Annotated in this window: 8 protein-coding genes; 4 read left to right on the top strand and 4 right to left on the bottom strand. The window is 57.4% G+C overall.

All coding sequences use genetic code 11. The features are described 5' to 3' along the window. The first annotated feature begins 111 nt into the window (after nt 1–111). From EC9_RS09425 to EC9_RS09410, 4 genes are all read left to right on the top strand, one after another. Nucleotides 112–675 (top strand): ECF-type sigma factor, encoded by a 564-nt coding sequence (locus tag EC9_RS09425; RefSeq protein WP_145344374.1) that lies wholly within the window; start codon nt 112–114, stop codon nt 673–675. 97 nt (nt 676–772) lie between these two features. Next, a complete protein-coding gene (locus EC9_RS09420; RefSeq protein ID WP_145344372.1) occupies nt 773–3,289 on the top strand; it encodes a serine/threonine-protein kinase in 2,517 nt (838 codons plus the stop codon). 339 nt (nt 3,290–3,628) lie between these two features. After that, entirely contained in the window at nt 3,629–5,953 is a 2,325-nt protein-coding gene (locus EC9_RS09415) for a serine/threonine-protein kinase (RefSeq protein ID WP_218934698.1), read from the top strand. An 88-nt stretch (nt 5,954–6,041) separates the two neighbouring features. Further along, nucleotides 6,042–7,430 carry a sigma-54-dependent transcriptional regulator gene (locus EC9_RS09410; protein WP_145344368.1) on the top strand — a complete coding sequence of 463 codons (1,389 nt, stop codon included), beginning with the start codon at nt 6,042–6,044 and terminating at the stop codon, nt 7,428–7,430. Nucleotides 7,431–7,491: 61 nt separating this feature from the next. Here EC9_RS09410 and EC9_RS09405 read toward each other — a convergent pair whose 3' ends face one another. The 4 genes from EC9_RS09405 to pdxH form a co-directional block, all read right to left on the bottom strand. Then, nucleotides 7,492–8,973 (bottom strand): Nramp family divalent metal transporter, encoded by a 1,482-nt coding sequence (locus EC9_RS09405; protein ID WP_449314243.1) that lies wholly within the window; start codon nt 8,971–8,973, stop codon nt 7,492–7,494. A gap of 242 nt (nt 8,974–9,215) precedes the next feature. Beyond that, nucleotides 9,216–10,001 (bottom strand): enoyl-CoA hydratase/isomerase family protein, encoded by a 786-nt coding sequence (locus EC9_RS09400; RefSeq protein ID WP_246106037.1) that lies wholly within the window; start codon nt 9,999–10,001, stop codon nt 9,216–9,218. Nucleotides 10,002–10,033: 32 nt separating this feature from the next. Then, a complete protein-coding gene (locus tag EC9_RS09395; RefSeq protein ID WP_145344364.1) occupies nt 10,034–11,029 on the bottom strand; it encodes a DUF1573 domain-containing protein in 996 nt (331 codons plus the stop codon). A gap of 122 nt (nt 11,030–11,151) precedes the next feature. Then, nucleotides 11,152–11,790 carry a pyridoxamine 5'-phosphate oxidase gene (gene pdxH / locus EC9_RS09390; protein ID WP_145344362.1) on the bottom strand — a complete coding sequence of 213 codons (639 nt, stop codon included), beginning with the start codon at nt 11,788–11,790 and terminating at the stop codon, nt 11,152–11,154. Between the last annotated feature and the right edge of the window lie 36 nt (nt 11,791–11,826).

Genomic DNA, 11,826 nt, shown 5'->3' with positions numbered 1-11,826 from the left:
TTCCTTCAATTGGAACACTGCTTGGTACCGGCATGAAGTTGGGTGGGCGTTGCCTGGTGCGCGGGGATCGGGTAGGGCTAGGACTCAATCAAAGTAGGGAAGGGAAGTTGCATGTCAGATGTTACTACTATCCTACAAAAATTAGAGTCCGGAGACGCTGCAGCGGCGGACGAACTGCTGCCGTTGGTCTATGCCGAATTGCGGAATCTCGCCACTCAAAGGCTCACGCAGGAAAAGGCAGGACAAACACTGCAGGCGACAGCGCTCGTACACGAAGCTTATGTGCGGTTGGTCGATGTCGAGAAACCACAGACCTGGGATGGGCGTGGTCACTTCTTTGCCGCAGCAGCCGAAGCGATGCGTCGGATCTTGGTCGAGAATGCTCGCAGTAAGCAATGTCTTAAACGCGGTGGTGGGATGCAGCGTCATGAACTCGACCAAGTTCCATTGCAGGCGGGAGAAGTCAACGAGGACATCCTGGCATTGGACGAAGCATTGGAGCGACTGGGGACAGTCGATGCCGAAGCTGTGAAATTGGTGAACCTACGGTATTTCGCGGGGCTGACAAACGTCCAGGCCGCCAACGCGATGGATATTTCTCCGCGGACCGCAGATCGGATATGGGCGTTCGCGAGAGCTTGGTTGCAGCAAGCGCTCGACGAACCCGCCTCCTAATCGGGGGGAAACTTCCATTTTTGTGGCGTAAACGGGCTTCAAACCTCGCATTATTCGACGACGGATCGTTTTCTCTCGTCCTTTTGGTCTCCGGTTTATGTGCTGCTCTGAACGCGAACTGTTTATATCTGCTCTGGAAATCGATTCTCCCGATGCGAGACGAGCTCTGTTAGAGCGACTTTGTTCCGACGATCAACATCTGCGCGCCCGCGTCGAGTCGCTGCTGACGACGCATGAGCAAGGGAGTCAATTTTTGCAGATGCCAGCGCTCGAACAGCTCGCTTCGCGGGGGGGCGGGTCGACGGAGCGGGCGTTGCTCGGCCCCAGCGACTCGACGCGGCGAGAAGAATGGGATGAGGCCGGAGCGGGGGATCGTGCCAACGGACGCGAGCCGCTCGACGATTCGCTGTTGAGCTATCTGGAGCCTGCGGAGAACGCCGATTCGCTCGGGCGACTGAAGCATTACGAACTGTTGGAGATCGTCGGGCGGGGGGCCTTCGGAACCGTCTTCAGGGCCTTTGATGTGAAGCTGGAGCGGGTGGTGGCGATCAAGGTAATCGCGATCGAATTGGCTGTCGTCCCGGCAGCTCGAAAGCGATTCTTGCGGGAAGCGCGAAACGCTGCGGCAATTCGGCATGAAAACGTCGTCGCGATCCATGCCGTCGAAGAAGCCCCGGTTCCTCACCTTGTTATGGAGTACGTATCGGGTGTAACATTGCAACAACAGATTGAACAACAGGGCCCGATGGAGTTGTCCGACGTGTTGAAGTTTGGCAAGCAGATTGCCAACGGATTGGCAGCCGCGCATGCCGAGCAATTGGTGCATCGCGATGTGAAGCCGAGCAACATCCTGCTGGAAAGTGGGCCAGGTGGTCGAGTCAAGCTGACCGACTTCGGCCTAGCGCGGGCCAACGATGATGCCAGTATTACACGCAGCGGGATGATCGCAGGGACACCGATGTACATGGCTCCCGAACAAGCCTTTGGAAAGAAGTTGGATCACCGCGCCGACCTCTTCTGTTTGGGCAGCGTGCTCTACAAGATGCTAGCCGGCCGTCCGCCGTTTCGTGCGCCAACGATATTGGCGGTGATGAAACGGGTGGCCGACGACACCCCACAACCGCTGGATGAAATCGTTCCGGGGACTCCCGACTGGATACAAGCGATCGTCGAACGGTTGCACGCGAAAGACCCTAACGATCGCTTTGATTCCGCCGCCGAAGTCAGCGAACTGCTCGATGTTTGCGAAAAGCAATGGCAACAGGGGCTGATCCCCGAGGTGCCGCGGTCCAAGCCGACGCCAACCAAAACTCGCTTGATGGTGCAGCGGCTTGGCAGCGGGAAACTGGCTTCTGTTGCCGCCGCGCTGTTGTTGATTTTCGGGGTGGCGATCGCCGAATTGACAGGCGGTTCGCGATTGGTGCAATCCACCACAACGTGGTTCCGCGGTACGGGGATGCTCGCCGTGCAGTCGGACGATCCGGCGATGTCGATCTATTTGGATGGCAAACTGGCTCGGGGACCAGGGAACGCGTCCGAGGCGAAGGAGGTTGCGGTTGGGGAGTATCAGGTGTCGGCGTTTTCCGCTGGCAAACAAATCGCCAGCAAAACCGTCTTAGTTACGCGTGGCGGACACGTCGCGGTCGAGTTCGCCCCGGCCGCAGTCGATTCGACAGCGAATTCCGTCCCCAAGTCGCCCCCCCGTAGCGCACCTGTCTCGGCGTTGGCTGCCCGGTTGCTCGAGCGGTTTACATCCCCCGATTACCAATGGACCGAACCGGTCAATTTGGGCCCAGAGATCAACAGTCGCGGCGAAGATTCCCAACCGACACTCACGGCGGATGGACTGTGCATGTTTTTTTGCTCCAGCCGCAAGGCGACCCCAGACCTTTGGGAGGCGACGCGAGATGACGTGAACGCACCGTTCACCTCCGCGCGTTTGACCGACTATCAACATGCGACTGGAGCATTCATCATCAATGGAGCGGGGATCAGTTCCGATGGATTGACGGTCGTCGGTGCGGCGCGGCCCGTGAAAGAGTTGGATTTGTACACAATGCATCGCGCCGCGCGCGACCAGCCTTGGGAGCCCCCAACGACTTTAGGCCCGGAGATCAATGAACCGCGTAAGTTTGATCTATATGCCCGGCTCTCCCCAAGCAGTCTCTCCCTGATTTTCACGACGGCACGTCGCCACCACCAACTGGGAGGGTACGAGATTTGGATGGCACACCGAGATCGAATCGACGCCCCATGGCAAGCGCCGCAGCACATGGGGGATCAGGTCAATTCAAATCGCATCGAAGCGAGTCCTCAGTTGCTTGACGATGGACAAACCCTCTTGTTCACCCGTGGCGGTAAGGAGGAGGGGCGGGAGCGGCAGGTGTTCCGACTGCATCTCGCGGTGCTGAACAATCACGGGGACTACGACGTCTACCCGATCGATTCGCCGGTCGAAAATGCTTTCTGGTTGCTTGCCGATGGTGAGACAATGATCTTTAGCGCCGAACGGGAAGATGGGTTGGGCGACCTGGATCTTTGGCAGACACGGCGGGTCTTGAAGAATGCAAAAACGAGCGTTGTTAGTTTGAGTCCCGGAAATGTGGGCAAGTGAGAAACGGGGAGACAGTGCCTGGCGACTGTCGAAACAAGAACCGAGGCAAAAACTTTTAATTTTAAGGCGTAAACGCGACTCAAACCTCGCATTAGATATCGATCGATCGATTTATCTCGTCCTATTGGCTATGCAATGAGCAGCATCGAACGCGAACTATTCATATCAGTACTCGAAGTCGAGTCTTCGATTGCGCGACGGTCCCTGTTAAAGCGATTGTGCCCGGAAGATCACGAGTTGCGGGGCCGTGTCGAGAGTTTGCTGGAAACGCACGAACGCGATAGCCAATTTCTTGCAATGCCAGCCATTGAGCAAATTGCGCCGTCGCGAAGCGGGGCGATGGACCAGTTGCTTGGCGGATCGACGCGGCGTGAAGAACCGGCGAGCGAAGCGCAAACGACGGACTGCGGATCCGAACTCGGCGACATGCAAATCCTGGGGTATCTGGAACCATCGACCTGCCCAAAATCGCTTGGACGATTGGCGCATTACGATCTCTTGGAGATCGTCGGGCAAGGGGCATTCGGTACGGTCTTCAGGGCGTTTGATGAAAAATTGCAGCGGATGGTCGCGATCAAGATGCTCTCGGTCGATTTCGCGGCGACTTCGCCAGCACGGAAACGTTTCCTCCGCGAGGCGCGGACGGCGGCGGCGATTCGTCACGAAAACGTCGTCGCGATCTACGCTGTGGAAGAATCGCCAATCCCCTACATCGTGATGGAGTACGTCTCGGGGATGACGTTGCAGCAACGGCTCTTGCAAACAGGTCCCTTGGACCTCGCCGATGTGCTGCGTCTGGGCAAACAAGTCGCCAACGGATTGGCGGCTGCCCACGCCCAACAAGTGATTCACCGGGACGTCAAGCCAAGCAACATCCTGCTGGAATGCAACGCCGAAGCGCGAGGCAAATTGACCGATTTTGGTCTCGCTCGAACCAGCGATGATGCAAGCATCACGCACAGTGGGATGATCGCGGGAACGCCGCTCTACATGGCTCCGGAACAAGTGTTGGGGCACCGCTTGGATCATCGCGCCGATCTATTCAGTCTCGGCAGCGTACTCTACGAAATGCTCTGCGGGCGTCCACCGTTTCGCGCACCAACGATGCATGCCGTGATGAAACGCGTGGCCGAAGATACTCCCCGGGGGTTGGACGAAATCATTCCTGAAACTCCGGACTGGATGATTGCGATCGTCTCCAAGCTGCATGAGAAAAATCCCGCCGCCCGCTACGGATCGGCCACGGAGGTTGGCGATCTTTTGCAGCGCTGTCTGATCGACCTTGAACAGGGCTGCATTCCTAGCCTGCCCAAGCAGCCTCGGCTCGTCTCGCCTCGATTCTCCGCAATTCCAGCCACACTAACCCGCCTGCATTCGGGCTTCGGAAACCCATTCGTCTCTATAGCTGCAGGCCTGATGCTGACGCTGATCATCGGCGTTGGTATTTCCGATGCAACCGGGGTCACCCAATTGGTCTCGACCGTGATCCGGTTGACCACCGGGGCTGGAACGTTAGTGCTGGCAACCGACGATCCCAATACGCAAGTCATGATCGACGGCGAAGAAGTTGTCATCCGCGGCGCAGGTATCAAAGAACTCACCCTTCGACCAGGGCAGCATCAAGTCGCCGTCATGAAAGATGGAGTTCTTGCCAAACGGGAATTGGTCTCCATCGAACGCAACGGTCGGTCCGTGTTGCAGGTCCGCTTGGAACCGGACGCCCAGCCATCGCATGCCGCGGCGTCGGCAGCGGGCGAAGTGCGACCCCACAGCGCGCCGCGGGCCGCCATGCCGGTCGATGAAGTCGTTCAGCGACTGCTCTCGCCCGATTACGAGTGGAGTGAACCGATCAACCTGGGGCGCGAGATCAACAGCGAATCGGAGGATTCGCAGACAACACTATCGGCGGACGGTTGCCGCATGATGTTCTTTTCCAGACGCAATGGAACACATGGAATCTACGAATGTCGTCGCGACAACCTAGACCAACCTTTTGGAAAGCCCGTTCGAATCCCTCCAGGGGATCTCAACGATTCGCGTTTCCAATTCAGTCCAGGCCTTTCGTCCGATGGGCTCAGCTTGGTTTTCTCTTGCCGCGACAAAAAACTTGATTTGTTCATCTCGCATCGTGAGTCGCGCGATGAGCCCTGGCAGCGTGCAAAGGAACTCAACAGGGAATTGAAGTTGCGGAGCAACGCGATGCATCCCAGTTTTTCTCCCAGCGGACTAACTCTCGCTTTCAGCTCCTCGCGACCTGGTGGGAAGGCTGGGGCAATGGACATCTGGATCGCACATCGTCGCCATCTGAACGCGCCGTGGACGCCCGCGAAAGCGTTGGGAAACGCCATCAATACGGACCGCTTCGAGGGATATCCTCAATTGCTCGATGATAATCAGACGCTGTTATTTGTTCGCAGCTATGACGTCGGTCATTCGGGGCACCCCTTGATGCGACAATACCTCGCCCAACGCAACAACCAAGGCGAAATCGAAGTGCAGCACCTCAATTCGCCTGTATCGCATTCATTCTTTTTATTACCGGATGCGAAGTCGATGTATTTCAGTCGTTGTGGTCCACCGGGCCGTGGGGCACCGCAGGGGCTTTGGTTAACCCGACGCGTGCCCAAGAGGACCGTGGCCGATGGTGGCAGGGCGAACCTGTGACCGAAACCCATTTCCGATGCATGACCCAATTTTATTTGTACCTTTTCGACGAACCGTGGCGTCGAAACAAAACTAGTGAAACCCTCAAATGCCAGATAGATCCATGAACTTATTGCTCGTCGACGACGACGCCGTCTTTCGCGATGCGTTTGTGCGCTGGATGCAATTTAAGGGGCATCACGTGACCGCGGTTTCAAGCGGAGCCGAAGCGATCAGCCAGTGCGAAAAACGTGATTTTGATATCGCCGTCTTCGACCTGAACATGCCGGGCATGTCGGGACTGGAGTTGTTGCAACGCGTGCAGGCGAGCGGCAAGATGGAGGTGATCATCCTGACCGGAGAAGGGACGATCGAATCGGCGGTCTTGGCGATCCAGATGGGAGCATTTGGCTACCTGACGAAACCGTGCTCGATGGGAGAGCTCGAGGAACGCTGTCAAGCGGCGTGCCAGCAGCGGCAAGCGTGTCTGAAGAATAAACCAGCCCGCGCCCGGCGAAGGCCTCCGTTGACGTTGGTTGGCGAATCGCCAGCGATGCGCGACGTCGTGCGTTTGATCCACCGAATCGCCCCGACCGATAAACCGGTCCTGATTCAAGGGGCCAGCGGCACAGGGAAAGAGGTTGTGGCCCGCGCCGTTCAACAACACAGCAAACTGTGCGATCAGCCTTTTGTAACGATCAACTGCGCCGCCCTCCCCGAACTGTTGGTCGAGAGCGAATTGTTTGGTCATCAAAAGGGTTCATTCACAGGGGCGACGACCGAAAAACCGGGGTTGTTTGAAATCGCCGACGGCGGCACGTTGTTCATCGACGAAATCGGCGAACTTCCACTCGCCCTGCAACCCAAGCTGTTGAGAGTCCTCGAAGATGGTTCGATGCGTCGCATCGGAGGACACACAGAACGAAATGTTAGGGTGCGGATCATCGTGGCGACCAACCGCGATCTGGCGGCGGAGGTGCAGGCGGGGAACTTCCGCGAGGATCTCTATTACCGTATCAATGTGCTATCCGTTCACATGCCCCCGTTGTGCCAGCGCAGCGGAGACATCGATCGCTTGGTCGATTACTTTCTCGCTTCGCCCTGGCAGGTCGATCCCGCTGCCCGCAAGGCGCTGAATCGTTACGACTGGCCGGGGAATGTCCGCCAGTTGAGTAACGTTCTGCAACGCGCGACGGTACTGGCTGATAACGACACGATCACGCTGGACGATCTTCCAAACGAGATTGCCAGCGGTGTGAAAGAAGTCTCGCAGATCGACACCGGTGACAGGAAGCCCGCGTTCGCCGTGTGCGACCACGACAGTAACGATACGGTCGCGTTGGATGATATTTCCAAAGCCCACGTCCTGGAAGTTCTTGCCAAGGAAAATGGTAACAAAGCCAGTGCGGCTCGGAAGCTAGGGATTCACCGTCGCAAGCTCTACCGCTTGTTGGAACGTTACCAATCCAATGAAAGTACGCCTCAAATGACCTCTTAAACCGGCGGCACGAATCCAGACAGGAAGAGGTCGTCGAACAATCTGCACCGCTTCGGTAACGCTAATCAACCAGATTCGAATAAACTGTCCAGATTCCGGTCACATACATCGCAAAGACCGACAACCACAAACAGTGATCCCACAGCAGTCCCGGTTCGAGCCCGGCAATGCTGCGTCGATAGCGGAAGAATAACGCGGCCCCGCCCAGCATCGGTAGCATCAAGCCTTGCATCAGCCCGCTCAACAACACCAGATGGACAGGGTTGGGATACATCAAATACAAAACAAGACACAGCATCGGGAACAATCCGCTGAGGATTCGGACCCAACGTCGCTGGGTCGCCTCATCGCTGCGGATGAACCCCATCACGCGGATCGCGTCGGAAAACGTTCTCGCGTGGCTGGCGTTGGCGACGAAGTAGGTCGAATAGAGCACGGCAAAGGCGCCAAACAGGAACAGAATCGAGGCCCAGTTGCCAAACACCGGATGGAACATCGTCGCCAACGTGCGAACCATGTGATCCTTGCTGGGGTTGAGGTCGGCCCGATGCAACGTCGCCGCCCCCAACAGATAGAAGACCATCGTCGAAAAGGTGTAGACGATCATCGAACCCCAGGCATCCAACCGCATCACCTTCATCCAGCCCTTCGCTCGGGCGTGCCATTGCGGCGTTTCATCGCGTGGACCGGTGAACCGACCGTAACCTTTTTCCAAGCACCAGTACGGATAGACGATCAATTCCGCGGCCCCAACACCGATGATGCCAAACGTCGCCAACGCGGTGACCAGCGGCGAGACACCACCCGAATTGGCCGGCATGTTGCCCCGCAACCCCGAGACAAACTCTGTCCATTTCACGCTCCAATCGGGTTGCGTTTGCAGTTGAAATAGATTGTAAATCGTTAGTAGCGTGAATCCGGTCACCAGCGTGATCGACAGCGACTGGATCATGCTGTAGCGCCCCACCACCAACAGCCCGCAAGTGATAACGGCGACGATCGCCGCCCAGATCTTGGCATCCGGCGGCGGATTCAACTTCGCCGGCCCTGTCGTTTCCGTCGCGCCATACTGCTCGGCGTATTCTGCGATGAGGGCTTCAGCTTGAGCTGCCTCGTGTGCGGTTTCCGCTCCCTCTTGTGCGTTTTCGATCGACCGGACCTGCACCAATTGTCGACTGATCCGCGCATCCTCCGCCTCGTTGTACAAAGATCCTTGCACAGTCAACGGGATGCTGATCGCCAGCGATTGGCCAACACCACCGACGATCCCTCCCAGTTGCCCGATCGACGCGAACCACATCGCGAACCAAAACCAGACCAACCAATTGCCGCGGCCTTCGATTCGTGGTCCGGGGACTTCCGAGAGAGCGTCGAGCGTCGTCTTGCCACTGCTGAGTGCATAGCGGCCAAACTCTACCTGGGCAAAGACCTTGACCACACATCCCAGCAGGATCAGCCACAGCAGCAGAAACCCCGCTTCGGCTCCCGTCTTGGTCGTCGCGATCAATTCGCCCGAACCAACGATCGATCCGGCCACGATCATGCCGGGCCCAGCAAAGCGTAACATGCCAAGGCGATGGGTTGGCGGATCGAGCGTCTCAGGCAATTTGTCGGTCACTATCGGCACCTCTGGGGGAATCGAAACCGCATAGGTTAATGTTTCCCAAAGGCCGATGGAACACCGCAGCGGACCACTATTTTTCAGTGGTCGCTCGCTCCGCCCGAGCGATCCGTAAGCAATACCAGCGGCTTGAAGATCACCGCGAAGTCCGGATCAACCTGGCACTACGGCCAATTCGGGTCGCGCTTCTCTGTAAACGCAGCCAAGCCCTCGGCTGCCGCTTCGGTCGTGCACGCGGTCGCTCCCATCGCAGCCCCAACCGACATCTGCATCAACAGCGTTTCACCGACGGTTTCATTCAGCAACCGCTTGCTCAATTGAATCGCTTCGGCCGGCGCGGCTGCACAGTCGACAACCAACTGGTTGGCGCGGACCCAGATTTTGTCGGCATCGACGATTTCATCGATCAAGTTCAATCGCAACGCTTTTGCGGCGTCGATCTGTTCGCCGGTCAGCATCATCCGAGCTGCCGTCTTGCCGCCGCCACGGAAGCAGAGCAGCGGAGAGACGACGCCACTGATCAATCCTCTGCGGACGGCAGGAACGCCAAAACTTGCCGAAGGGGTGGCGACGATCAAGTCGGCGGCCAGGGCGAGTCCGAACCCGGCCCCCAACGCGGTTCCATCGACGGCGGCGATGATCGGTTTGGGGAAACGCAACATCGTTTCCAGTAGATCTCTAAGTTGCGTCCAATCGTCGTGCCATGCACCAAGCGCCGACTGCGGATCACCGCTGGCCGTTTGATGCATCTGTTTCAGATCCAACCCCGCACAGAAATGAGCGCCGCTGGCCGTCAGGATCACACCGCGGACCTGTTTTTCCTGATGCAGATCGAAGAAGGCTTGCGAGAGTTCTTCGATCGCCGAACGATCCAAGGCGTTGCGTTGATCGGGACGCGTCAGCTGGATCGTGCCGCTGGGCGCATTGACTTGAACATTGACTGCGGGCACGGTATCAGCAACTCCTGGCAAGATGGGATCGACTACAAAACTTCGCCCGACACGGAACAGGTTGCGTCGCTGCCGCCGTTGAGATCGGTTTGAATCTCGATCGAATCGAAGATCTTTCCGGGAACCTGTCCCGACGCGAACTGCACGTTCACGAAATGCAACTTCTTCTTTCCCTCGGGCTTGGTGAACTGAAATCGCAGGTCCTTGCACTTGATCTCTTTGACCTCAAACGCCTCGGGGCCGCGAAGCACCAATCGTTTGCTGACCATTCCCCCCTTGGGGACCGAGCCGAGATTCAGCGACGCCGGGGTCAGGATCAGATCGGGTTCGACCCGGCCGATCACTTCCAAGGCGATCGTCGGCGTCTTTTCTTCGTTGGTGATCAACGTCATGCGTTCGCGGAATTCACCAATCGGTGCATCCTTTCGAAGACCAACCTTCATCTCATAGGAAACTCCGCGAGCCGACTTCTCACGTCGTTGCAACGACACCTGCAACTGGCTGAATTGGCTGCGAACATCCTGGATCTGCCAGGCCTGGTTTCCGGTGTAAGAAATTTTCAGCGTGACCGGCTTCGCATCGCCATCGCGGAACGAACCAAAGTTGACTTCTGCGGGCTCGACCACGACATCGGTGCGGATAAAACCCGACACGTTTAACTGCACTTCGGTATGCGCCGGTTCAGCGAACACGACGGTCACGACCGCCGATTTCTGACCGGTAAAAGAAGTTGTATTGAACTTCGCCACCACCGACCCCGATTCGCCCGGCGCGATGCGACCTTTGGCGATCGATGGCTGCGTGCAACCGCAACTGGTTCGCAACTTGGTGATCAGGATGTCTTTGTCGAGCGTGTTCTTGAAGTCGAAGTGGAACTCGGCATTCGATCCCTTACTGACAGCTCCGAAATCATGTTGGGTTTCGACAAACAGCCCCTTGGCCCATGATTGTTGTGCGTTTGCCCGACCGCACAAAAGAACGAGAAAACCAACTGCCAGTACAGATGAAATAGATGCTTTTCGATACATTGGCGAAAATGGTGGGTTTGGGTTAACGAAGCGGTCCGGGCCTAGTCAATCGATCCATCTTACACCGCCCCGTCGAGCAATTACCACACCGGTTTTGCGGCAACTCGAGAGCCGGTACTCACTTAGGGGGATAAGCGACTGCGTCCCCAGCCCCCTTGGCCATCGCTACGGAACTCGATCCGATCGTGCAGTCGCCCGGGGCCTCCCTGCCAGAATTCGAGTCGCGTGGGGACGATGCGATAGCCTCCCCAGAAGCTCGGCAGTGGAATCTCTCCCTTGCCAAAGCGAGTTTTCATCTCGTTCAACTTCGCCTCTAACAACTGGCGATGCGAGACGACTTCGCTCTGCCGCGAGACCCACGCCCCCAACTGGCTTTCCCGTGGCCGCTTCAGAAAATATTTCAGTGATTCCGCCGACGAGACCTTCGTCGCGACGCCGCTTACCTCGACTTGGCGGTGCAGCGGCAACCATTGGAACAGTAACGAGACGTGCGAGTTGGCGGCGATCTGTTGCGCCTTGCGGCTGCCGTAGTTCGTGAAGAAGACGAATCCCGATTCGTCGAAGTACTTCAACAACACGGTGCGTTGGCTCGGTCGCCCGTCGGCATCGACTGTCGCAAGAACCATCGCGTTGGGTTCCAACAGTTCAGCCGTCGACGCCTGGTCAAACCAAGCGGTGAACTGTTGGAAGGGATTCGGATCGACCGAATCGACATCCAATGGTTGCCCGGCATACTCTTGTCGAAGCTCTGAAAGATCCACGCGTAGTTCCTGGAATAAAAGGGGCGTTAAATGAAT

Origin of the sequence: Rosistilla ulvae (assembly GCF_007741475.1) — a bacterium.
Classification (GTDB): Bacteria; Planctomycetota; Planctomycetia; order Pirellulales; family Pirellulaceae; genus Rosistilla; species Rosistilla ulvae.
The sequence above is the reverse complement of the archived record's forward strand: the minus strand, read 5'-3'. Positions and strand labels throughout refer to the sequence as shown.

What these genes read in the sequence shown, in the direction of transcription:
- EC9_RS09425 (WP_145344374.1), top strand. Translation starts at nt 112, where the DNA reads ATGTCAGATGTTACTACTATCCTACAAAAATTAGAGTCCGGAGACGCT.
- EC9_RS09420 (WP_145344372.1), top strand. Translation starts at nt 773, where the DNA reads ATGTGCTGCTCTGAACGCGAACTGTTTATATCTGCTCTGGAAATCGAT.
- EC9_RS09415 (WP_218934698.1), top strand. Translation starts at nt 3,629, where the DNA reads ATGGACCAGTTGCTTGGCGGATCGACGCGGCGTGAAGAACCGGCGAGC.
- EC9_RS09410 (WP_145344368.1), top strand. Translation starts at nt 6,042, where the DNA reads ATGCCAGATAGATCCATGAACTTATTGCTCGTCGACGACGACGCCGTC.
- EC9_RS09405 (WP_449314243.1), bottom strand. Translation starts at nt 8,973, where the DNA reads ATGATCGTGGCCGGATCGATCGTTGGTTCGGGCGAATTGATCGCGACG.
- EC9_RS09395 (WP_145344364.1), bottom strand. Translation starts at nt 11,029, where the DNA reads ATGTATCGAAAAGCATCTATTTCATCTGTACTGGCAGTTGGTTTTCTC.